This window comes from uncultured Tessaracoccus sp., from assembly GCF_947255005.1.
GTDB lineage: Bacteria > Actinomycetota > Actinomycetes > Propionibacteriales > Propionibacteriaceae > Arachnia.
Genome location: NZ_CAMYFI010000018.1, coordinates 22,317 through 44,687, shown reverse-complemented (window position 1 = coordinate 44,687; position 22,371 = coordinate 22,317). Strand labels below are relative to the sequence as shown.

19 protein-coding genes are annotated in these 22,371 nt (G+C 62.0%); 11 read left to right on the top strand and 8 right to left on the bottom strand.

All coding sequences use genetic code 11. The features are described from left to right. The 5 genes from mtrB to secA form a co-directional block, all read left to right on the top strand. Positions 1-1,353: MtrAB system histidine kinase MtrB (mtrB, locus tag Q0X61_RS05905; protein ID WP_297741275.1), on the top strand; the 1,353-nt coding region annotated here is incomplete at its 5' end. Further along, positions 1,350-3,038 (top strand): GerMN domain-containing protein, encoded by a 1,689-nt coding sequence (locus Q0X61_RS05900; protein WP_297741273.1) that lies wholly within the window; start codon positions 1,350-1,352, stop codon positions 3,036-3,038. The genes mtrB and Q0X61_RS05900, both read left to right, overlap by 4 nt. Positions 3,039-3,100: 62 nt before the next feature. Then, positions 3,101-3,733 (top strand): ComF family protein, encoded by a 633-nt coding sequence (locus Q0X61_RS05895; RefSeq protein ID WP_297741271.1) that lies wholly within the window; start codon positions 3,101-3,103, stop codon positions 3,731-3,733. Positions 3,734-3,857: 124 nt separating this feature from the next. After that, positions 3,858-4,463 (top strand): ribosome hibernation-promoting factor, HPF/YfiA family, encoded by a 606-nt coding sequence (raiA, locus tag Q0X61_RS05890; protein ID WP_297741269.1) that lies wholly within the window; start codon positions 3,858-3,860, stop codon positions 4,461-4,463. A 139-nt stretch (positions 4,464-4,602) separates the two neighbouring features. Further along, positions 4,603-7,326 (top strand): preprotein translocase subunit SecA, encoded by a 2,724-nt coding sequence (gene secA, locus Q0X61_RS05885; RefSeq protein ID WP_297741279.1) that lies wholly within the window; start codon positions 4,603-4,605, stop codon positions 7,324-7,326. Positions 7,327-7,359: 33 nt separating this feature from the next. Here the strand turns inward: secA and Q0X61_RS13380 are convergent, their stop codons facing one another. From Q0X61_RS13380 to Q0X61_RS05875, 3 genes are all read right to left on the bottom strand, one after another. Then, a complete protein-coding gene (locus Q0X61_RS13380; RefSeq protein WP_367270712.1) occupies positions 7,360-7,719 on the bottom strand; it encodes an Rv3235 family protein in 360 nt (119 codons plus the stop codon). 97 nt (positions 7,720-7,816) lie between these two features. Then, positions 7,817-9,091, bottom strand: a complete 1,275-nt coding sequence (locus Q0X61_RS05880; RefSeq protein ID WP_297741267.1) for a hypothetical protein — start codon at positions 9,089-9,091, stop codon at positions 7,817-7,819. Beyond that, entirely contained in the window at positions 9,088-9,423 is a 336-nt protein-coding gene (locus Q0X61_RS05875) for a hypothetical protein (RefSeq protein WP_297741265.1), read from the bottom strand. Before Q0X61_RS05875 ends, Q0X61_RS05880 begins: the two co-directional genes overlap by 4 nt. Positions 9,424-9,535: 112 nt before the next feature. Between Q0X61_RS05875 and Q0X61_RS05870 the strand changes: the two genes are divergently transcribed. After that, positions 9,536-9,994: a DUF6912 family protein gene (locus tag Q0X61_RS05870; RefSeq protein ID WP_297741263.1), complete on the top strand. Its 459-nt coding sequence runs from the start codon at positions 9,536-9,538 to the stop codon at positions 9,992-9,994. A gap of 8 nt (positions 9,995-10,002) precedes the next feature. Here Q0X61_RS05870 and Q0X61_RS05865 read toward each other — a convergent pair whose 3' ends face one another. Next, positions 10,003-10,473, bottom strand: a complete 471-nt coding sequence (locus tag Q0X61_RS05865) for a DUF2505 domain-containing protein (RefSeq protein ID WP_297741261.1) — start codon at positions 10,471-10,473, stop codon at positions 10,003-10,005. Positions 10,474-10,562: 89 nt separating this feature from the next. On the opposite strand from Q0X61_RS05865, the gene Q0X61_RS05860 reads away from it, so the two are divergent. Both Q0X61_RS05860 and trpS read left to right on the top strand, forming a co-directional pair. Continuing rightward, positions 10,563-11,414, top strand: coding sequence for a PHP domain-containing protein (locus tag Q0X61_RS05860; RefSeq protein ID WP_297741259.1), 852 nt, complete (start codon positions 10,563-10,565; stop codon positions 11,412-11,414). 43 nt (positions 11,415-11,457) lie between these two features. Continuing rightward, a complete protein-coding gene (gene trpS, locus Q0X61_RS05855) occupies positions 11,458-12,549 on the top strand; it encodes a tryptophan--tRNA ligase (protein ID WP_297741257.1) in 1,092 nt (363 codons plus the stop codon). Between the two features lie 19 nt (positions 12,550-12,568). On the opposite strand, the gene Q0X61_RS05850 is transcribed toward trpS, so the two are convergent. From Q0X61_RS05850 to Q0X61_RS05840, 3 genes are all read right to left on the bottom strand, one after another. After that, positions 12,569-13,945, bottom strand: a complete 1,377-nt coding sequence (locus Q0X61_RS05850; RefSeq protein WP_297741277.1) for a DEAD/DEAH box helicase — start codon at positions 13,943-13,945, stop codon at positions 12,569-12,571. Positions 13,946-14,042: 97 nt separating this feature from the next. After that, entirely contained in the window at positions 14,043-14,267 is a 225-nt protein-coding gene (locus tag Q0X61_RS05845; protein WP_297741255.1) for a DUF3107 domain-containing protein, read from the bottom strand. A 57-nt stretch (positions 14,268-14,324) separates the two neighbouring features. Next, positions 14,325-15,113, bottom strand: a complete 789-nt coding sequence (locus tag Q0X61_RS05840) for a PP2C family serine/threonine-protein phosphatase (RefSeq protein WP_297741253.1) — start codon at positions 15,111-15,113, stop codon at positions 14,325-14,327. 167 nt (positions 15,114-15,280) lie between these two features. On the opposite strand from Q0X61_RS05840, the gene Q0X61_RS05835 reads away from it, so the two are divergent. Genes Q0X61_RS05835 through nudC form a run of 3 tightly spaced genes read left to right on the top strand, consistent with a single transcriptional unit; the run spans position 15,281 to position 22,054 of the window. Next, a complete protein-coding gene (locus Q0X61_RS05835; protein ID WP_297741251.1) occupies positions 15,281-18,286 on the top strand; it encodes an ATP-dependent DNA helicase in 3,006 nt (1,001 codons plus the stop codon). Continuing rightward, entirely contained in the window at positions 18,286-21,273 is a 2,988-nt protein-coding gene (locus tag Q0X61_RS05830) for an ATP-dependent DNA helicase (RefSeq protein ID WP_297741249.1), read from the top strand. Before Q0X61_RS05835 ends, Q0X61_RS05830 begins: the two co-directional genes overlap by 1 nt. 7 nt (positions 21,274-21,280) lie before the next feature. Continuing rightward, complete coding sequence (gene nudC / locus Q0X61_RS05825) at positions 21,281-22,054, top strand: NAD(+) diphosphatase (RefSeq protein ID WP_297741247.1); 774 nt, start codon at positions 21,281-21,283, stop codon at positions 22,052-22,054. A gap of 18 nt (positions 22,055-22,072) precedes the next feature. Here the strand turns inward: nudC and Q0X61_RS05820 are convergent, their stop codons facing one another. Further along, positions 22,073-22,276: a hypothetical protein gene (locus Q0X61_RS05820; protein ID WP_297741245.1), complete on the bottom strand. Its 204-nt coding sequence runs from the start codon at positions 22,274-22,276 to the stop codon at positions 22,073-22,075. Positions 22,277-22,371 lie beyond the last annotated feature (95 nt).

The following is a 22,371-nucleotide window of genomic DNA, read 5'->3' as shown; positions in this document are numbered from 1 at the left end:
TTCATGCAGCAGCAGCTACGCGGATCCGACGCCAGGAACATGGCTGTCGGGGAAGCGCTGAACCGCCTGGCAGAACAAACCAGCGCGCAAACCACGCAGTATCAGATGGTGATCCAGTCATCCACCTCCACGCTCGTATCAGGCGGCCTCGAGGCGTCATCCGTGCCAGCAGCGTTGGCCGCGAAGGTGCATGAAGTCGACGGCATGTACATCACCCCGACCTCCGTGCACTGGGCTGATCCCGCCAAGGAAAGCGAACCCGGATTCGTGATTGGGGCAAGCCTCATCACCGCGACGAACGAGCGAGTTCCCGTCTACTACGTCTTCCCCATGACAGCAGAAAGCCAAACCCTTCGGCTCATCCAGAATGCCGTGATCGTCAGCTTCACGTTGCTGCTGGGCGCCATGCTCGTCATTGTCTACGCCGTGACCTGGCAGGCAGTGACGCCGATTCGACGCGCGAGCGTCACCGCGCTGCGGCTCGCTTCTGGCCAGCTCGATGAACGCATGGAAGAACGAGGCACCGTCGAGATTCAAGCGCTCGCCTCCTCGATGAACCAGATGGCAGGCGAACTCCAGACTCGCATCCGTCAGCTCGAGAGCCTGTCGGCTGTGCAACGCCAGTTCGTGAGCGACGTGTCGCACGAGCTCCGCACGCCACTCACCACCATCAAAATGGCCTCAGACCTGCTGTACGCCAGCCGCCATGACATCGGCGCCGAATCACGTCGCACGATCGAGCTGATGTGGAGCGAGATCGAACGCTTCGACGAGTTGCTGGCCGATCTGCTCGAGATCTCTCGATTCGACGCCGGCGCAGCGGTGCTCGCACTCGACGAACACAATTTCTCGCAGCTCGTCAAGGAGGAAATAGAGGCTCAACGCCCGCTTGCCGAACGCCAAGGCATCGAGCTACGGCTGCGCGTGCTGAGCGACGATACTCGTGCCGAACTCGATGATCGCCGCGTGCGGCGAATATTGCGCAATCTTCTCAGCAACGCGATCGACCACGGGCAAGGCAAACCAGTCGAGGTGACGGTCGCTGCCGATGAGGACACCGTCGCGTTAACGGTACGCGATCACGGCGTCGGCTTCGATTGCGATCAATCTGCGAAGGTATTCGACCGATTCTGGCGTGCCGACCCCGCCCGAACCCGCGTAGTCGGGGGCACCGGGCTTGGGCTGTCCATCGCGTTGGAGGATGCCAAACTCCATCGTGGCTGGCTCTCGGCATGGGGAAGGCCCGGGGAAGGGGCGCAATTTCGCCTCACCTTGCCCCGAACCCGCAACCACAACGTGCTCGTGTCGCCACTTCCCGTCTCGCCTACTTTCGATGAAGGGAGCCACGAATGAGATTGCGGATACTGCTTCTCACATTCTTGCTGGTATGTACGGGCTGCGCGTCGATTCCCACGGAAGGCCCCATCGAAGAGGTTCCGATTCCGGAAGATCCGGCGGGCATCGAGATTGCCCCGCAACCCCCGCGAGGCGATGACGAACCTGCGCAGATCATCGAAGGCTTCCTACTGGCCATGTCTGAAGGCGACGCCACGTATCGCACAGCACGCGCCTATCTCACCGCTGAAGCCGCTCAGCAGTGGGCGCCTGAACGGCCAACGCAGGTGTTCCAGGGGTCCGTGATAGAAGCCGACGATCATTATCTCCTCCAAGGCGTGCTGCTTGGCGAAATCGATGATGCTGACCGCTTCCAGCCGATCGGAGAGCCGCTGAGGCACGACTTTGGACTCGTGAAAGAACAGGGGCAGTGGCGCATCAGTAATCCATCCGACGGCGTGCTGCTCTCCAGATACCTGTTCGCCCGGAACTATCGGCAGGTCACCATCTACTTCTCCGCGCTAGATAACGAAGTTGGCGTACCCGACCTGCTCATCATTCCAGAAACGGAAGTATCGCCTGGCCGAATCGTGGAGGCCGTGCTGCGAGGACCTTCTGAACGCATGGCCAACGTCGTGCGCAACACCATCCCATCAGGAGTGCAGCTCGGCGCTGGTGGCGCAAGCGTTGACGAGGACGGAGTAGCGACGGTGGATCTCACTGGGATAGCGCCGTCAATGCCGCCGGAGCAGCGACGGCGCCTCGGAGCGCAGCTGCTGTGGTCGCTGACGTCTGTGCCACGCGTCACGGCGCTGAAGGTCACCGTCGACGGCATCCAATTCGCCCTGCCCGGGCAAAGCGCCGATGGCGTGCTCGAACTGGCAACGCAGCAAGGGTATTCCGTGCTGTCTCGGACGCTGTCGCAGGATTTGTTCGCGGTGCAAGATCACACGCCTGGAACGCTGAATGACCACGGGCGCTTCGTTCCCTTGGGCGGCGAGTTGCCTCCGTCGGCGGAGGTGGCCATCTCGATTGATGGTACTCATACCGCGTTGATCGGGGCCGACCGTCAAACCGTGTCCGTCGGCCTTAGTGACGACGCGCTGACTCCTATCCAGCCGGGATTCACGAAGATTCACGGAGGGCAGTGGGCGCTCGGTTACTTCTATGCGCTTGGCGACGACGCGCAAGGCATGACCCGAATGTTCCGGGTGTCCGCGCAGCACGAAGTGGAGGTGATGGAGGTCCGGTTGCCTGCAAGCATGGCTCTGCGAGGATTCTCGATGCACCAGACTGGTGCCGTGGCGGCTGTCGTGGGGGAGCGCAACGGAAGTACTCACCTCGGGCTGATGGTGGCTTCGAGTCCTGGTGTGCTCGACAGGTGGCAGGAGCTACCGCCCACGGGCCCGAGCGGACAATCGATCACGCGTATTGATGATGTGCAATGGAACTCGGAATCCACACTTGTGCTTACAGGGGATATCGATGAGAGCTGGGGTGTGGTCGTCGTCAGTGCGGATGGGGCATTCGTCGAGGAGATCGGTAGTTTCCGCGAACCCATCCAAAGTGTCGCCGCGTTACCTCGTCAAGGTGGTGGCCTGATCGCATTGCGTGGCAGTGGCGGTGCGGTATGGCGGTACACCGCACCCAATCGCTGGGCGCACGTCGACGTAAAGGTAACCGATTTGGCGTTCGCTGGTTGATTCGGATAACCGTCCTGTGGAGAATGCAAATCGGCAAGGGTGAGTGGACACACTAAAGGAGTGTGAACCTCATCGATGCCCTCGCAGATCTGTTGCTCGGCGCGCAGTGTCCTGGGTGTGACCAGCCCCGCTGGGGGCTGTGCCCCGAATGTGCGCTGGCTCTCGACGTCGCCCCGACCCTCGTCGAGCGCGCCGGTGTGCCGACGATCATGGCGGCCAACCCGTATCGCCCCCATCTGAGCAACATCATTCCCCGCTACAAGGATGATGGCGCGCTACACATCGAGCGAGCGCTAGCGAACCGACTCGCCGTGGCGGTCGAAGCGTTGCAGCTGCCCAGCGATACGTGGTTGGTGCCCATCCCGTCGCGCCCGAGTGCGGTACGGGCTAGAGGCTTCGATCATGCAGCTCGCCTGGCGGGTGCAGCGGCACGTGCGACGGGGCTCCGCAGCCGCCGCGGGCTTCGTCGAAGTTCAAGGGGAGCCGATCAGCTTGAGCTCAGTCGAGCATCCCGAAGCCAGAACATGCGCGCTTCGATGCGCTCGACGATGCATATTGGCAGGGTCGTCGTCGTGGACGACATCGTCACCACCGGCGCCTCGCTCGCAGAGGGCATTCGGGCTTTGGAGTGCTCGGGTGTCGACGTGCTCGCCGCCGCAGTGATCGCGAACGTCGATAAACCAGCGCAATCGTGAACAAATTCACAATCGTCGTCACCAGCTTTGGAAGTAGGCGGTAACGTTGTCATATGGAACAACCGCAGAGCTCAGCGACATCACTGAACTTTGCGGTTTCGCGTTTTCTACTCATGGAGGAGTCATGGACATCGTCGTCACCGGCCGGCACTGCAACCTCAGCCCCGAGTTGAAAGAAGCCGTTGCCCAACGGCTCGAAACCGTTGAAAAGCTGCGGGATCGGGTCATCCGCTCCGAGGTCGAATTTCACGCCCGTGAGGCCACCAAGGATCCTGAGGACGCCGTCGTTGTTCAAATCACCCTGCGCAGCAAAGGCCCCGTCATTCGGGCAGAAGGGCGTTCGTCCGACAAGATGCTCGCCTTTGAAGCGGCGCTGGATCGGCTGAAGACGCAGCTCAGGAAGGCGGCAGACCGACGCAAGAACCACCGCGGGCTTCGTTCTGCGACAGGCGAGATGCCTCCGCTCCCGGCGATGTCGGAGCAACACGATGACGATGCGGTGCCACAGCAGGAAGTGGCCGGCCTTGTGGTCACGGGCGATGGCCCGCTAGTGGTGCGCGAGAAGGAATTCGATGCGGTGCCGCTCACGCTGGCGCAGGCCCTCGACGAGATGGAACTCGTCGGGCACGACTTCTTCCTCTACGAGGATGCCGAGACGGGCAGACCATCAGTGGTCTACCGGCGGAAGGCGTACAACTATGGTGTCATCCACCTGAACGTCGACAAGTGACCTTACAACAATGTGCTCGTTCACGGGCGTTCGGCGTAGTCACGCCGGACGCCCGTGAACATTTCTACGGTATTGCGCGACGGCGCTAGGATGGCCAAGGCATCTGTTGTGCAATCGAAGGACACTCGACGTGGGTTTCATGGAATTCCTGAGCGGCTTGGGCTCTGGTTCGCAGTTGAAGAAGCTGCAAAAGGTGGCAGACCAAGTCAATTCGATCGAAGAAGACTTTCAGGCCCTCTCCGACGCGGAACTCCGAGCTGAAACAGACAAATTCAAGGAGCGGGTGGCCGACGGAGAGTCGCTCGACAAGATCATGCCGGAGGCCTTTGCAGCGGTGCGTGAGGCGTCGGTGCGCGTGAGCGGCAAGCGCCACTTCGATGTGCAGCTCATGGGCGGCGCCGCACTGCACTGGGGCAATATCGCCGAGATGAAGACAGGCGAAGGCAAGACGCTGGTCGCTACGTTGCCGAGCTACCTCAACGCGCTGTCAGGCAAGGGCGTGCACATCGTCACTACGAACGATTACCTCGCCAAGTACCAGTCAGAGCAGATGGGTAGAATCCACCACTTCCTCGGGCTGCGCGTGGGCGCCATCTTGGCGCAGATGACACCGGCGCAGCGACGCGACGCCTACGCCGCCGACATCACGTACGGCACCAACAACGAGTTCGGCTTCGACTACCTGCGCGACAACATGGCCCTACGCAAAGAAGATATGGTGCAGCGCGGCCACCACTACGCCATTGTCGACGAGGTTGACTCGATTCTCATCGACGAAGCCCGTACGCCGCTCATTATCTCGGGCCCTGCACAGGACTCGAAGGAATGGTTCCCCGTCTTCGCGCGCATGGTGAAAACCCTCACCCGTGACGAAGATTACGAGGTTGACGAGAAGAAGCGCACCATTTCGATTCTTGCCTCCGGTATCGAGAAGGTGGAAGACCGCCTCGGCATCGACAACCTCTACGAATCCGCGAATACGCCGCTCATTTCGTACCTGAACAACGCTATCAAGGCCAAGGAACTGTTCAAGCGCGATAAAGACTATGTCGTTGCTGGGGATGAGGTGCTGATCGTCGATGAGCACACCGGCCGCACCCTCGAAGGGCGCCGGTACAACGATGGTCTGCACCAGTCGCTCGAAGCGAAGGAATCCGTCAAGATCAAAGACGAGTATCAAACGCTCGCCACCATCACCCTGCAGAACTATTTCCGCATGTACGACAAGCTCGCGGGTATGACGGGTACCGCAAAAACCGAGGAATCGGAGTTCCAGAAGATCTACGGCCTGGGCGTCATTTCGATTCCGACGAATATGCCGATGATCCGCATCGACAACCCCGACCTGATCTACCGGACGGAAGAGGCAAAGTTCCAAGCCATCATCGACGATGTGGTAGAACGCCACGAAGCTGGTCAGCCCATCCTGATCGGCACCGCCTCTGTCGAGAAGTCGGAGCTGCTCTCGGCAATGCTGAAGCGCGCGAACGTCCCGCACAACGTGCTCAACGCGAAGTATCACGAGCGCGAGGCGTCGATTGTGGCAGAGGCGGGCCGCAAGGGAGCGGTGACGGTCTCGACAAATATGGCGGGCCGCGGTACTGACATCATGCTCGGCGGTAACCCCGAGTTTCTCGCTGACCTGCAGCTTCGCAAGCAGGGCCTTGACCCGGTCGAGACGCCCGAAGAGTACGAAGCCCAGTGGCCGAACACGCTGAAGGCGCTCGAGGAGCAGGTCGCCAGCGAACACGATGAAGTCAAAGAGGCCGGTGGTCTCTACGTCATCGGCTCCGAACGCCACGAATCGAGGCGCATCGACAATCAGCTGCGCGGCCGCTCAGGCCGTCAGGGGGACCCCGGAGAATCTCGTTTCTACCTGTCGCTAGCCGATGACCTGATGCGCCTGTTCCGACCCGAGCTGCTCGAGCGTGCGATGACAATGCTCAACGTGCCCGACGACATGCCCATCGACTCCAAGATGGTCTCCAAACAGATCGAGGGTGCCCAGAAACAGGTGGAGAGCCAAAACTTCGAGATGCGAAAGAACGTCTTGAAGTATGACGATGTCATGAACCGTCAACGTCACGCCATCTACGGTGACCGTCGGCGCGTGCTTGACGGTGTCGACGTGTCTCCGCAGCTTCGCAAGACGGCCGAGCGTCTGGTTTCCGACGTGGTGATCGAGCACACCTCAGGCTTCGAGGAGGACTGGGATCTCGAGCAGATGATGACTGAGCTTGAGACGCTCTACCCGGTGAGCATCTCGCTCGATGAACTTGAGGACGATCTGCCCGACCAGGCAGGCATGGTGGAGCGCTTCGTCGACGATGTCGATCAGGCCTATGATCGCCGCGAGGAAGAGATCGGCGAGGAGCGCATGCGCGAACTCGAGCGGCAGGTGCTGCTCACGGTGCTCGACCGTAAATGGCGTGAACACCTCTATGAGATGGACTACTTGCGCGACGGTATCGGGCTGCGCGCCATGGCTCAGCGTGACCCCCTCACTGAATACCAGCGTGAGGGTGGCGACATGTTCAACGCCATGATGGGCGCCTTCATGGAGGAAGTCACCGGCTTCTTGTTCCACCTCGAGGTGCCGAAACAAGACGACGCTGAAGGTGAAACCGAGGCAGGCGATGCGAACGACGGGGCTCCAGCCGGCACTGGGGCTGCACCGCTTGCGAAGGGCCTGGAGCGCAAGGAGACGGAACGCCGCTCGCTGCAGTACTCCGCTCCGGACGAATCTGGTGAGGCCACGAAGTCTTCTGTGCAGGCGACCGCGCAGAAGAAGCCCGGCCGCAACCAGCCTTGCTACTGCGGTTCTGGTAAGAAGTACAAGATCTGCCACGGCGCCAAGCGGTGACGCCAGCACCGCATGCCGTCTCGCGTGTGGGCTTCACGCGCCGAGGATGCGAAATTCGGAGCAGCGCCACTGGTTGAGGAAATCCAGACGCATCACGCACACGAGCCATCGCCCGTGCAGTGACACTCTGATGCAGACCTCGGCGGCTGTTGACGTTGGCATTTGGCATCGCCAGGAGCCGATGGTCGACCGCAGGAACCGACCTGACTCTCTACCCTCCGCCAAGCTCTGAAACGCGTGTGTGCTGAGGTGTTGGCGTAGGTGGTGGAGGGGGCGTCGGCCGAAGAGCGACTCGAGGACGGCGGTAGCGAGTGCGATCGCTTGACGAGGCGGGGGTGACCCGGCGATACGGGGGCGCTGAGCGCCGGCATGTGCAATGGTTTTGAGAAGCATGCGTCCACGCTAAGCGTGAGGGCAGCCCAAAAACTAGGTACTACAAACCGTCGGACAACACTTTCTTCTGACCCTGCGGTCAGGCCGAGAACGCCAGTTAACTCCCACCAAACATGAGCAGCAATCCACCGACGGTGAATACCACCATCACGAGCAGCAGCGGCAGCTGCCGTGTCATCACCTTGCCTGCTGGGCGGCGCAGGGCGACGTCGTGTGTGACGACGACGCCAAGCACGTGCCCGCCAACGATGAGTAGCACCTGGCACCAAGCCACGAAGGTGGGAAATGCGAACAGGTCGACGTTGGGGCCTGCTTCTGCGAACCCGAACCAGTTCTGCCCCGTGCCGAGTGGATCGTTGAATCGGATGGCTGTGCGCTGCCCCTCCAAATACAGGTAGGTGCCGTAGTGGGCTAGGCAGTACCCGACGATCAGCGGCACCAAGCCGGGGGAGAGGCGGTTCATGGTGGAGCGCAGCCCTTCGCCCTCATCGAGGAACTTGCAGCCAAGTGCGTAGAGGGCCGTGACGAGTGCGATCGTAGCGGCCAGGCCGATGGTGCCCAGCACCCACGCGGGCGTGGACACGTCTTGAACCATGCGTTGCCAGCGCGGCGTGTTGGACATGGCATCGAATGCGGTACCTCCCAGCAGCACCACCGCGACGGTGTACGTCGCCGTGGGCGGGGTCCAGCTGGCAAGGTTGCGCACCGGATTCATCCGTTGCACGACGCCGTCTTTGCGTTTCCACGGTGACAGGCTGGCCACCGTCGTGCCGTACACCTCGAATGGGTCAGCCCGTTCAATCCAGTGCGGGCGCACGAAGAATCCGATGATGCACCACGCCAACCACAGCCCAGCCGCAATGCGCAGGGCCGGCAAAGTGATGCCTTGAGGGAGTACGAGCTCCATGTAGAGGAAGCCCGCGAGAGCGAGTGCCGCGGGGGCGCGGGAACCTGCACCGTCGGGAGCCACCGCCGCGCTGCCGCGGAAGGCGAGCAGCGTGCGGATGGGGTTCGTCGCCTTGTACGCCTTGCCTAGAAAGACGGAAAACACTACGAGCCCAACCCACAGCCAGACGTAGATGAAGCCAACCACGGGATTGTCGATACGGTCGGCGCCGAAAATAAGCGCAACCGCGCTGAGAATCCAGACCGCCCCCACGAGGGTGCGAGCGATGACGCGTCCGGGAAGACTGTCGATTGCCTTGGTGAGACGTGGCATGGGCACGCCATCATCGTCTTCAAAGCGTGAGCGTTTCCACGCGAAGAACAGAAAATAGAACGTGACGAACAACACCACGGCTGCGGCCAGCAGGACGAGCCAGAAGGGAAGCGGAAGGTCAGATCGGGACGCGATTCCGTGGAGGAGAATCATTCCACCACCAACTTCATGTACACCTGATTGGCGCCATGGCTTTCGATTTCGTAGGCACCAGCCATGTTGGCGGTGAAAGTAATCTCGTGCGGTTCACCGGCTTTCGTGGAGAACGAGTGCTCGTAGCCATGGACGTGGATGTCGTCGTCGTAGGCCGTCGTTACGATCAGGGTTAGCTCGGATCCGAGCGGAACCGACTGCTTGATAGGCGTCGCGATGCCACCCTCGGGGACGTCGAGGTTTACTGTCACTGGGTCGGCGGAGCGGCCATTGCCGCACGCGGTGAAGATCAGCATCGAGCCGGCAGCGGCAAGGAACGTCCTGCGAAACATCCACATCTCTTTCTTCGGGTCGGTTGACCGTACAGGAGCAAACCTATCAACGAGTGCCCACATTGGCGCGTGGCTGGGGCGTGGTGAGCGGAAGTGCGCCTACGCTTGGTGTGTGGCCAGAAAGCTTGTGTTCATTCCCGTCGCCGCCGCAGAGCTCCCCATGCTCACCGGGGCGGTTCCCGTCGAGCAACGCCGCGCGTTTACCGTGACGCCGGACCTGCTCGACGAGTTGGGGTACACCTCAGACATGTCCGAAGACGCCGAGTACGCCGCCATGGTGTTGGCGTCCATTTCAGGGCTGATCGAATTCGGCGAGCGCGTGGTCATCGTCGCGGAAGTCGATGCAGCACTCGTCGAGGCGGGCGAAGATTCACAGAACGGCGAATGTCTGCTCGTGCGCTGCTCACCTGAGGCTATGACGGCTTGGTTCGAAGACGCCCCAGGGGTTGAGCTGCCGACGGTGCCCGCAGGTGCGAGTATCGACGACGCTTGGGGCCTGCCCGAGGTGCAAGCCTTACTACAAGAACACGACCTGCTGTGGAACGATGTCGTGGAGTATCGACGCGGCTAGTTACGCAGTCAGCGTGTCAGCCACACGTGGGCACGCTTCTCCATGCCTGCAAACGCCTGGACAATAAAGGGCTCCACCTGCGCCTCGACCTTCTTGCCCACGAGCGGAATCTTGACCTTGAGCTCCCCGGCGTAGTCGCCCACAGTGCCTGTGCTCGTCGGCACCAGTTTCGATGTAGCACGCGCTTCGACGGGCATGCCGGGCACGTCGACATTCATCGTCCCTGGAATGGTGCCGTCCGAGGTCTCGTCGGAGAAAGCCAGGAGGATCGAAACCTTCACTGTCTTGCCCAGGACTTTCTGCACGTGGTCGGGTGCTGGCAGCGTCATATCAATGCGCGTACCAACATCGCCAGTCACGACAGTGTGTTGTACCGCACCAGCGTGCTGGGCCACGTCGTCGAGAAATGCCTCGTTGCGCAGGAGCGCAGCGACGTCGCGGGGAGGAGCTGGGTAGGAGTGCTGAAAGGCTAGTTTCATGCCACTACTCTAGTGGTCCGCACGTGCCCGTTCTACACGGAAAATGCAGACTCTGCGTGCGGGCGAGCGCGGACAACTACCATGGGGGCATGCGGATCGACTTGCACACTCACTCGAATGTCTCGGACGGCACAGATTCACCAACCATGTTGGTGCAAAAAGCCATCGCTGCAGGGCTGGACGTCGTGGCGTTGACGGACCACGACACCTTCGCCGGTGTGACGGAAGCACAGGAGGCAGGAAAACGGTCGGGGCTCCGAGTGCTGAATGGGCTCGAAATGTCGACAAAATTTCAGGGCAAATCGGTTCACCTGCTCGGCTACGGCTGTGACCCGCGCAATGCCGACTTGAAAGCTGAGTTGGCTCGCATTCGCGCCGGAAGGACGGAACGCCTGCCGCGCATGATCGATAACCTGCGGGCCGCGGGCATCGATATCACGATCGACGAAGTGTACGACCACGCGGGAGACGCGTCGGCGGTGGGGCGCCCGCACGTAGCCGACATCTTGGTGCAAAAAGGTGTCGTGGCAAGTCGGACGGAGGCCTTCCAAACGTGGATTGGGGAAGGGCAGCCGGGATACGCGCAACGCTATGCCTGTCCGCTGGAGGAAGCGATCGATCTGATCCACGGCGCCCGCGGGGTTGCGGTAATCGCTCACCCGTGGTCGCGCGGATGCCGAGAGGTGCTCACCGCCGAGGTGCTGGAGCGGCTCATCCACGAGCACCAGCTCGACGGCATCGAGGTAGAACATCAGGACCACACTCCCGAGGTGCGGGAACTGCTGTTCCAGATGGGCGGCCGGCTCGGGCTCATCCGCACAGGATCGTCGGACTACCACGGCACAGGGAAGGTCAACCACGAACTCGGCTGCAACACGACGAGGGTGCAGGCCTACAATGAATTGATCGCTCGGATCCGCAGGCGAGGCGGCGTCATCTAAACGTGTGGGCACGAAGTCGATGCGAGACGCTACCCTGGAGCGCATGACGACTTCGACCCACTTCGATCCGGAAGCATCGCTCGCACGTTCCACGCAACGCAGCCAAGCCATTGAACAGGAGATCGCCAAGGATCCCACCAAGTTCCGGATCCTGACGGGCGACCGCCCCACGGGGAACCTGCACATCGGGCACCTGTTTGGGTCGCTGCAGAATAGGGTGCGATTGGCGCACGCGGGCGTCGAGACGATGGTGCTTATCGCTGATTACCAGGTCATCACTGATCGCGATGGCGTGGGGCCCATCCGGGAGCGCATCTACTCGCTGTTGACCGACTATCTCTCGGTGGGTTTGGACCCGGAGGAAGTCACCTTTTTCACGCATTCTTCACTGCCAGAACTGAATCAGCTCATGCTGCCTTTCTTGTCCCTCGCCACCGATGCCGAGCTTCGTCGCAACCCGACGGTGAAGACGGAGCTGGAGGCCACGGATGGGCGCCCCATGTCGGGGCTGTTGCTCACCTATCCTGTGCATCAAGCGGCTGACATCTTGTTTTGCAAAGCCAATCTCGTGCCGGTTGGTAAAGATCAGCTGCCGCACCTTGAGCAAGCCCGCGTCATCGCCAGGCGGTTCGACGAGCGCTACGGACGTGCCGACGAGGCAGTGCCAGTATTCCCTGAGCCCGAAGCGTTGCTAAGTAAGTCCGGAACTGTGCTCGGCCTCGACGGCACCAAGATGAGCAAGTCGCGGAACAACACCATCGAGATCGGGTTCACCGCCGACGAAACCGCCAAGCTGATCAAGCGCGCTGTGACCGATTCCGATCGTCACATCACCTATGAACCCGAGCAGCGTCCCGAGGTATCCAACCTGGTCAACATTGCGGCCCTCGCACTCGACCGCGACCCCGTGGACGTTGCCGCAGAGCTCGGCGATGCTGGAGGCGGCGGCCTCAAGAAGCTCGTCACCGAAGCGCTCAACGAATACCTTGCACCCATTCGGGCTCGCCGCGCGGAGCTGGCACAAGACCCGAGCTTCCTTCGCAGCGTGCTGCGAGCGGGCAACGAGCGCGCACGCGACATCGCAGCACGGACCTTGGATGAGGTCCGTGCTGCGATGCAGATGGTGTATTACTAAGTCCTACCGCCAGCCGCCGTCACTGCGACGGCGGCTGCGCCTTGTCGTGTGGCTCGCGAACAACCTCGACGCCGTTGCGCACGCGCCTGCGTCGTCGAGGTTTCGAAGAACGAGTACGACGACGCTCCCGCTGTCCGTGTGGTTTCTCCGCGTTCTTGTCTCGCTTGGGAGGCGCGGTAGCGATGCGCCCCTTCGTGCCTTCTGGGATGTGAAGATCAGAGTATAGATGCGGCGACGACGAGTACGTCTCCACAGGCTCCGGCTTGCCCAGCTCGAGAGCCTGGTCAATGAGCTTCCAGCGATGCACATCCGCCCAGTCGACGAGGGTGACTGCCACACCGTTATGCCCAGCCCGGCCGGTGCGGCCAATGCGGTGCACATAGGTGGCATCGGTATCGGGACACTCGTAGTTCACAACGTGCGTCACCCCGGTGATGTCAATTCCGCGGGCAGCGACGTCGGTGGCAACGAGCACTCGGATGGTGCCCTGGCGGAACTTCTTTAGGGAGCGCTCGCGGGCGCTCTGGTTGAGGTCACCGTGGATGGATGCGGCTGGGAAGCCTCTATCCACCAAATCCTCCGTGAGGCGCTGGGCCTCGCGTTTCGTGCGCGTGAAGATCATCACCTTGCCCGCATCCTTGGCCTGGATGATGCGTGAGACCACTTCTGGCTTGTCGAGCTGGTGGGCTTGATAGATGAACTGCACGGTGTCCGGCACCGTCGCCTGAGCGTTTTCCCCTTCGGCGCGGATGTTGATCGGGCGGTTCAAACGCGAGCGAGCCAGGGAGAGGATCTGGCCAGGCATCGTCGCAGAGAACATCATCGTCTGGCGCGACTTAGGGGTGGCGTCCATGATGCGTTCCACGTCAGGGAGGAATCCGAGGTCGAGCATCTCGTCGGCTTCATCGAGCACGAGCACCTGGATCTCGGAAAGATCGAGCGCGCGACGCTGGACGAGATCGAGTAGGCGCCCGGGAGTGCCAACCACGACATCTACGCCCTTGTCAAGTGCTTGAAGCTGGTCGTCGTAGCCGGTGCCGCCGTAGATTGTCAGCACGCGTGTATGGAGGTTCTTCCCGGCTGTCTCGAGGTCGCGGCCAACCTGGAGCGCGAGCTCTCGGGTGGGGCACACTGCGAGCCCGCGCGGCTTGCCGTGCGTTGGCGCGTGGTCTTCCGCGAGCGCTTCCAGCCGGTGCAGCATCACGGTTCCGAAGGCCAGCGTCTTGCCGGTGCCGGTTCGGGCTTGCCCAATGAGATCGGTGCCTCCCAGCGCGAGGGGGACGGCGAGTGCCTGGATGGGAAATGGCTTCACGATGCCCTCGGCAGCGAGTGCCTCTGCGATGGGTTCGGCGACGCCGAGATCCAGGAATGTGTCGTTTGCTGCCTGCTCAGTCAGGGTTCAACCTCTTGTTCGAACAACGCGGTGCGCTGATGCGCATCTCCGGGCAATTTGCCCCGAACTCGATCCTATCAGCGTCTGCTTGCGGGACGGGTCAGACGCGACCGAAGCCCACAGGCCTGGCATTGGGAGAACCCAGCTCCACATATCCCACACGATCTGCGGGGATGAGAATCTTGCGCCCCTTGTCGTCTGCGAGTTCGAAGATTCCGTTGGATTCGACAGCCGAGGCCAGGCGGTTGCTGATCTCGTCGGGAGACTCCTGCGTCTCGAGCGCAATCTCTCTGGCAACATGCGCGATGCCGAGCTTGATTTCCATGATGCTCCTTGTATGTACGTGAGTGAGTGATGCCCTGATTCACACTAGCGAGCTGGGTCAAACGTCGAGGCGGGCGATCGTGACCGTGGTGTTGTCTTTGCCGCCTTGTTGATTAGCCCAATCGACAAGTCCCTTGGCGATATCGCTGGGTTGCTCGCAACGAGTCCGAACCTCTTGAAACACCGTCGCCATGGCCTCCGGCGCGCTCGCGTAATTCCATAGACCATCCGTGCACAAGATCAGCCAGCCTCCCGCGGCGGGATGGTGGGTGGTGACCGATGGCGTGACGTTGGTCGCGTCGCGCCCCAGCCATTTGGTGATGGCGTGCGCGTGGTCGCCTTGTTCTGCGTCGTCGCGTGACATGCCGAGCATGATGCGTGCCTGCGCCATCGAATCGTCGGTACTGAGCAGCGTGCAGGTGCCGTCGTCGGCTACCCAATACGCCCTCGAGTCACCAACGTTGGCGATGGATATTGTTCCGGTGCGCACATACGCGGCGATCAGCGTGCAGGCAGAGGGCTTCCCGTCGACGGTGGCGTCGAGCACGTGGCGATGCGCCTCGGAGAAGGCCTGCACTAGTGCGACGTTCTCAGGCAGGCCCTGCGCGAGGCGTTCTTGCAGTACATTCACGCACTGTTCGACGGCGACTGACGAAGCGATCTCAGAGCCTGTGGCGGTTGATACTCCGTCAGCTACCGCGATGAGCGCGGTGCGATCGTCGTCCATGTCTCGCACGGCGATACAGAGGGCATCTTGGTTCGACGCATGGCGGAGCCCGACGTCACTGCAGCCGGCTACCCAGGGGGCGGGCATCCGGGTGTAATGAGAGCGCTCTGACTTCGACATCACATCTCCTGGCTCACAAACGGTTACGGTGTTCTCAATCTAATGGCATTAAGGGGTCGCCTGCCCAGCGCGGCGCGCCGACTCGGTGTGCGAGTGAGGCAACCGCTGCCGGACGGTACAACTAGACCCAACGAAAATTGTCAGTGCTTCGTGATTGCATAGTGGGCATGTGGACGTTACTTCCCCCGCAGTCAGCTCCTAGCCACGAGCTCGATGCCTCCCAGCGCGGAGCCCGTGAGCCCGTCTCAGGTGTCACCTGCGTGCTGGGTGGGCCTGGTACGGGCAAGACGGTCACGCTTGTCGAGAGCGTTGTTCGACGCGTGCAGGAAGGCGCGTCGCTGTCAGAGATCGCCGTGCTGGCAGGCTCCCGACAAGCGGCACAACAATTGCGCAGAACGGTAATTGGGCGCATCGGCCAAGCGCAGACGCAACCGCTGTTCACCACGGTGCATGGCCTAGCACTGGGGCTACTTCGTCTGGCTGAACCTTCCGACCAGCTCCCATGGGCGCTACTGAGAGCACCAGAGCAAGAAGAACGCATCCGCGATCTCCTCGTGCACGGACGTGCCGAATGGCCCAAATCCTTGCAGCCAGCCTTGGAAACCCGCGGTTTCGCCCGACAGCTTCGAGAAGTCCTCGCGCGTATTCGTCAGCGTTCGCTCGACGAACACGATGTAGCCCGTCTTGCTCAGCAACGCCAAAGCTCGACGCTCGCCGCCATCGCCGATTTCCTCGACGAGTACCTCAACGTCGGCGATCTTGCGCAAACGCTCGATTACGCGGAGTTGGTGTACCGCACCCGCGTGGTGCTCCACGATCCCGCCTCCAGCGGCATGGTACGCGAACGTATCCGCGAGGTTTTCGTCGACGACGCACACGACCTCGATCCAGCGCAAACCGCTCTGCTCGGCGATCTCGCCATGCTCGGCATTCCCGTCACAGTGTTTGGTGATCCCGACCAGGTGGTCAGTGAATTTCGTGGCGCCACCTCACAAGGCATGCTGAGCCTCACGAAACTCGAACCTTCGCGGATCATGAAGCTTGTCCACGACCACCGTCACGCAGTCGCTGTTGCAAGCAGCCTCAATGTGCTACGCGGGCGTATCGCTGCCGCCACAGCTCGCACGCCGCTTGTGCCGGTACGCAGCGACGAGGGCGAGGTCACCGTCGAGTTGTGTTCATCGGAATCGGCTGAGGTGGCGCACGTCGCTGATGGTATTCGTCGGACAGTGGTATCAGGAGCGTCGTGGTCCGACATCGCTGTCATCGCACGGGCTGGGAAGGCGCAGCTCATGCCGCTGACGCGAGCGCTGCTCCGGCTGGGCATTCCGGTGGAAGTCGCTGCCGACGAATTAGTGCTCGCCGAAGACGAGGCGGTGGCGGCGCTGCTCTCCGCATTGTGTTTGGCTGCTTCGAGTGACGAACCCACTGATGATCAGGCGCGAGCCTTGGCGCTGTCGCCATTGGTTGGGTTGGATGCCATCGCGCTGCGACGCCTCGAGCGCCACGAAGATGGCGACGGTGTGTGGGCCAAGATGCTCGGCACTGATTCAGAAGGGGAATGGGCAACCGCGCGAATCGTAGCCGACACCTTAACGCGCGTCTCCTCGTGGCTAGAAGTAGGACGCAGCGTTGCCGATACCCTGTGGGAGGTGTGGTCGTGCACGCGTTGGCCATCGGCGCTGCAGCAGGCAGCGTTACAGGGCGACAGGCATGCCAACCATCATCTCGACGCGGTGGTCGAACTCTTCGAGCGCGCGAGCCACGAGCCGGTATTAAGCGGCGCCGCTGGCGTATGGAAATTTGCTCGCGACCTGGAAGGCCAAGAAATCCCCGCCGACACCGGGAGAGAATCAAGAATCACCGGCACAGGTGTGCTGGTTACCACTGCCCACCGTGCCAAGGGGCGCGAATGGCAACACGTCTGGGTGGTGGGCGTGCAAGAAGGGCGATGGCCGCAGGCAGCCCCTGGCGGACAGCTTCTCGACCCTGGGCGCCTACTTGACGGGGAGCCGCGCACCATCGCGGAACACTTGCAGGAAGAGCGTCGACTGTTCTACCTCGCCTGCGCTCGGGCCTGCACTTCTCTCCATGTGAGTGCTGTCGCTAGCAGCGATCTCCAGCCCTCGCGGTTCCTTTCCGAGTTGGGTGTGCCTCTCACCGAGGTCACCGGTTCTCCCGCACGTCCGCTCACATCGCAGGCACTCGTAGGTGAGCTTCGGCAGGCGCTCGCAGACCCGGAACGCAGCACCGTGCTGCGCAGGGGGGCAGCGGCCCGGTTGCAACGTCTCGCTGCCGAAGGAATTGCCTCAGCGAACCCGGCCAACTGGTGGCAGGCGCCGCAACGCTCACCACTCGCTGGCTGTACTGCCCTGCGTCTGAGCGGGTCCGCGCTCGAGAACATCCTCACATGTCCTCGCCAGTATTACCTAGCTCGACGAGCGCGGGCCAAGCGCCCGGCCAACCACGCAGCGAGTTTCGGCAGTCTCATCCATGAGGTTGCGCAGAACGGGCAGACAGACGACCTCGATTCGGCTGGCATGCGAGCGTTGCTCGACGAGCGTTGGAGCACCGTCGATTTCGTTGCTCCTTGGCAGGAAATCAGCGAGCGGGCGCAGGCCGAGGACATGATCGACCGGCTCGCGGCATGGTTCCCGGAACAATCGGCAACATTGCTCGGTGTAGAGCAAGGCTTCGAGGCTCGTGTCGAGGTGCAGGGGCGCGAAGTAGTGCTGCACGGCTTCGTCGACAGACTCGAGCTGCTCCACACCGAGGAAGGTCCAAAGCTTCGAATTCTGGATTTCAAAACGACACGTTCGAAGCCCACAGCCAACGCTGTCGCCACGAACGTACAACTTGGGCTCTACCAGTTGGCTGCTCAAACGGGTGCCTTCGATGCGCTCGCCCCTGGCGTTCGTGCAGTGGCGTCGGCAGCCTTGGTCATGCTGCGTTTCGATGCATCCGGGATGCCACTGGTGATGGAACAGTCATCGTTGACGGCAGCTCCGCAGCTGCCGGACGAACCACTGACGGTTGGCCCGACGTGGATGCACGATCGCCTTGCATCGGCCAAGGCCGTGCTGGACACGGGCGAGTTTCCAGCGACGCCCGGTGATGCCTGCCGCATGTGCGAATTCCGCTCAGACTGCCCTGCGATTCAGGAGATGGCCTAATGGAAACCACCGATCAACTGTGCGAGGCGCTAGGCATCGAGCTGAGCGATGAACAGCTTGCCGCTGTGACCGCGCCGCTCGCACCAGGCGTGATCGTCGCCGGTGCAGGCACGGGCAAGACGACGGTGATGGCAGCCCGGGTGGTGTGGCTTGTCGGCACCGGGCAAGTACGTGCCGACGAGATTCTCGGGCTCACGTTCACGCGCAAGGCTGCAGGCGAGTTGGGAGAGCGCGTCCTGGCAGCTCTCGAGCGTGCTGGGCTGCGCGCTGTAGGTCGTGATGAGGGCGTCCCCAGTATCAGCACCTACGACGCGTTCGCCGCACGCATCGTCGTCGAGCACGGCCTGAGGGCAGGCATCGACGACGCTCCGATGCTGGTGGCGGGGGCAACGAGCACGAGGCTCATGCACCACGTTGTGCTCCGTTCCGTGGGCCCCTACCCAGCGCTAGCGGAGTACTCCCTGCCCACCATCATCGAACGCGCCTGGAAACTCGATGCCGCGATGCGCTCCAACCTGGTGGAGCCGGAGGAAGTGCAGAGCTTCACTGAGGATGCACAGGCCCAATTCCAGGCTGCGCCGGGGTACGGCACGCAGCACAACAAACCGTATAAGTCGATGCTGCAAGCAGAACAACGCTGTAGCGAACGCCTCGAATTGCTGCGTATCGTCGAGGAATACCGCGCCTACAAGCGTGAACTAGGGGTCGCCGAGTTTTCAGATCAACTCGCCACAGCCGCCACGCTGGCGCTCGAAGTGCCGGCTGTGGGGGCAGCATTGCGAGGCCAATACGCCGTCGTACTGTTGGACGAATACCAGGACACCTCGTCGGCACAAGCAGCCCTGCTCAAGGCATTGTTTGCAGGCCACCCTGTCACCGCCGTTGGAGATCCGTACCAGGCCATTTATGGCTGGCGCGGGGCGGCCGCGAGCAATATCCCAGAGTTTCAAAACGAGTTCGGTGCCGCCACGGTGCACACCCTGTCGGTGAACCGCCGTAGCCACACATCCATCCTCACAGTGGGCAACCTGCTCGCCTCCACCATTCCCGGAGACGAGGGCGTCGAGCTCCGAGCTCCTGCGGGCACCCAGGCAGGCGCCGTCGAAGCGTTTCGCTTCGACACAGAAGACGAAGAACTCGACGCCATCGCCGAGCACATCCTGCAGCTGCAAGACACCTGCGAATGGAGGCACATCGCAGTGCTCTCTAGGCGCCGGAGCCTGCTCGCAGCAATGCACCAACGGTTGCAGGCACGCGGCGTTCCGACAGAGATCGTCGGACTGGGCGGATTGCTGTGGCTGCCCGAGATCGTGCCCATTGTCGCGATGCTTCGATTACTCGTCGATCCGCTCGACAACCCATCGCTGGCCACGCTACTCACCGGGCCTCGATGGAATCTTCCGTTGCCTGATCTGGAGCTGCTGGGACGGCACGCAGTGAGGCTCGCAGATGGGGGAGAGCCTTGCCTCCTCGAAGCAGCCGAGCATCGCCCCTCAGGGCTCACCGATGCCGGAGCATACGAGCTGACTACGTTCATGCACGTGTTTGCCCGTTTGCGGAACCACGCTGTAGAGCCCGTCAACGACCTGCTTATGCAGGTCGTTCGGGTGCTGGGCATCGAGGAGGAGTTGCGCGCTCGTGGCCTTCCGACGGATCAGCTCGACGCATTTATCGCCGCCTGCAGTGACAGGCCCATCATCGCAGGCGACACGTCGCTCGCCGGGTTGGTTGCCTTCCTCGACGCGGAGGCCTCGGACGGTGAGGGCCTCGAGCAGGCGGTGATCTCCGAGTCCAACTCGGTAAAGCTCGCGACGGTGCACGCCGCGAAAGGTCTCGAATGGGACCACGTCTTCCTCCCAGCGCTGAATAAAGGGGTGTTTCCTTCGACGAATAGAAGCGGGAACTGGGTAACTCGCGCTGAACTCCTCCCGAGTCCGCTGCGCGGCGATGCCCACTCGATTCCTCAACTCGAGGAATATTCCGACGCGGCACTCAAACAGTATGCAGCGGAGCTGAAACGCGAGCACGAGCACGGAGAAGATCGCCTTGCTTACGTCGCTGCAACGAGAGCCAGAACACGGCTGGTGGCTACCTGCCACCGCTGGGCGAACCAGGCTAAGAACGAGCGTGAACCGTCGCGGTATTTCCTGGTTTGCGAGCAGGAAGCTCGGCACGCAGGCACGGCAGTAGATGCCACTACAGGCTGCGAGAACCCAGAACTGGAAACCAAGGTCGCGTTCGCCTGGCCCGCGCTCCGCGATGAGGACGATCAAGAGCGACAATCGCAGGCCGCAGCGCTCGTGCATGCAGCCAAGCAGCATGATGGTGCGGACGAGTGGGTGCTGGAGTCGGGGCGAGTCGCCGACGAGGAGCTGCGCCAGTTCCGGCTCTGGGACGAGTCTGCGGCCCACGTGCTGTCGCGGCAGCAGCCACGAGAAATTCGCCTTCCGCAGGGGTTGTCAGCCACGCAGCTCATGCAGTTGCGCGATGACCCGCAGGCCTTGGCGGAGCAGCTCGTGCGGCGGATGCCCCGGAAGCCGTCCTCAGCGGCGTCGCTTGGAACGGCCTTCCATGATTGGGTGCAACGTCGCTTCGAGATGCCGAGCGGATTCGACGAGTTCGAGCGCCAACCGCCCGCGCTGCAAACGCTCATTGACGCGTTTGAACGCGGAAGATTTGCCGAGCGTACCCCGTTGGCGTGTGAGGTGCCTTTTTCGATGGTCGTTGGAGGCTTCCAGATTCGTGGCCGCATAGATGCTGTCTATCGTTGGGAAGGGGAATTCGACGAGCTCGTCGTCGACTGGAAAACGTTCGACAGTCCCGCCGACGAACTGCAGCTAGCGGTGTATCGTCGCGCTTGGGCTGAGGCGCGCGGGCTCGAACCGGAGCGCGTGGGGGCTGCGTTCTACCACGTACGATCCGACCGATTGGTGTTCGCGGGCGCCCCACCGGAACTCGTCGACGCAGCCGCTCAACTGCAACGTTAGGAGCATCATGGACTGGGCACAGCCATCCGCGCTGGACCGCACACCCAACCCAGCACTGCCTGCCGAAGTGCATGAGGTCAGTGGCGACGGGCGGGTGGCACTCGAGCCACTGGCAGGTGTGCAACCGGCGGATTCCGACGTGCTGGTTGGGGCTGTCGATGGCATCCGCTGGTTTGCGCGATATTCTCCCGAGCCAGCAGGCCCTACTGTGACGTTCCGGGAACTACCCGACGACGTGGTTGCTACCGCGTCGGCACTTGTGCGCTGGCACACCGAGGCCCTCGCCTGCGAGCGATGCCACGGTGAAACGAAACCCGTGGAGAAGGGCCAGCGGCGCCGATGCACCGCTTGCGGCTACCTCATGTTCTTCCGCACAGACCCGGCGGTGATCGTCGCAATCACCGACCCCGACGATCGCCTCTTGCTCGCCAGACACACCCAGTGGCTGAAAGGAAGAGTATCCGTGATTGCAGGCTTCGTGGAGGTCGGCGAATCCTTGGAACAGGCCTGCGCACGCGAAGCGAGCGAGGAAGTTGCGCTCAACCTGCATAGCATTCGCTACTTTGGCAGCCAGCCGTGGCCCTTCCCACGCTCGCTGATGCTCGGCTTCACCGCGCGCACCGACCATCCCGAGGACGTGCGCCCTGACGGTGAGGAAATAGTAGAGGCCAGCTTCCTCACTAGGAAGGAGCTGGCCTCGCGCATCGCAGGTAACTCAATCACGCTGCCTGGTACGACATCCATCGGCCGGGCTCTGATCGAAAGCTGGTTTCATGGCTGATGTTGCAGCACGACGAGATTACTGCGGCTCATGCAGTTTCGACGTTTCGTCGTGGATGTGGCTGGCAACCTCTGCCAGCTTCTCGCGATGCGCGGCGGCGTGGTGGGCGCAGAAGAGCAGCTCGCCACCGCTGCGCAGGAACACACGGAGGTACGCCTGCGCGCCGCAGCGGTCGCAGCGATCAAGGGCTGTGAGCGTCGGGGAAGAAAGCATTTCAGTCATACGACACCTCCGAATGAAGAACTATCGTCACGCCATCAACGATAACGTGCTTTGCAACAGTATCCAGCGGCCCGAAAGGCATTTCGCTGCAAGCA

Excerpts from the sequence above, each read along its gene's own strand:
- Q0X61_RS05900 (WP_297741273.1), top strand. The coding sequence starts at position 1,350 with ATGAGATTGCGGATACTGCTTCTCACATTCTTGCTGGTATGTACGGGC.
- raiA (WP_297741269.1), top strand. The coding sequence starts at position 3,858 with ATGGACATCGTCGTCACCGGCCGGCACTGCAACCTCAGCCCCGAGTTG.
- secA (WP_297741279.1), top strand. The coding sequence starts at position 4,603 with ATGGAATTCCTGAGCGGCTTGGGCTCTGGTTCGCAGTTGAAGAAGCTG.
- Q0X61_RS13380 (WP_367270712.1), bottom strand. The coding sequence starts at position 7,719 with ATGCTTCTCAAAACCATTGCACATGCCGGCGCTCAGCGCCCCCGTATC.
- Q0X61_RS05880 (WP_297741267.1), bottom strand. The coding sequence starts at position 9,091 with ATGATTCTCCTCCACGGAATCGCGTCCCGATCTGACCTTCCGCTTCCC.
- Q0X61_RS05875 (WP_297741265.1), bottom strand. The coding sequence starts at position 9,423 with ATGTTTCGCAGGACGTTCCTTGCCGCTGCCGGCTCGATGCTGATCTTC.
- Q0X61_RS05865 (WP_297741261.1), bottom strand. The coding sequence starts at position 10,473 with ATGAAACTAGCCTTTCAGCACTCCTACCCAGCTCCTCCCCGCGACGTC.
- Q0X61_RS05860 (WP_297741259.1), top strand. The coding sequence starts at position 10,563 with ATGCGGATCGACTTGCACACTCACTCGAATGTCTCGGACGGCACAGAT.
- trpS (WP_297741257.1), top strand. The coding sequence starts at position 11,458 with ATGACGACTTCGACCCACTTCGATCCGGAAGCATCGCTCGCACGTTCC.
- Q0X61_RS05845 (WP_297741255.1), bottom strand. The coding sequence starts at position 14,267 with ATGGAAATCAAGCTCGGCATCGCGCATGTTGCCAGAGAGATTGCGCTC.
- Q0X61_RS05840 (WP_297741253.1), bottom strand. The coding sequence starts at position 15,113 with ATGTCGAAGTCAGAGCGCTCTCATTACACCCGGATGCCCGCCCCCTGG.
- Q0X61_RS05835 (WP_297741251.1), top strand. The coding sequence starts at position 15,281 with ATGTGGACGTTACTTCCCCCGCAGTCAGCTCCTAGCCACGAGCTCGAT.
- Q0X61_RS05830 (WP_297741249.1), top strand. The coding sequence starts at position 18,286 with ATGGAAACCACCGATCAACTGTGCGAGGCGCTAGGCATCGAGCTGAGC.
- nudC (WP_297741247.1), top strand. The coding sequence starts at position 21,281 with ATGGACTGGGCACAGCCATCCGCGCTGGACCGCACACCCAACCCAGCA.
- Q0X61_RS05820 (WP_297741245.1), bottom strand. The coding sequence starts at position 22,276 with ATGACTGAAATGCTTTCTTCCCCGACGCTCACAGCCCTTGATCGCTGC.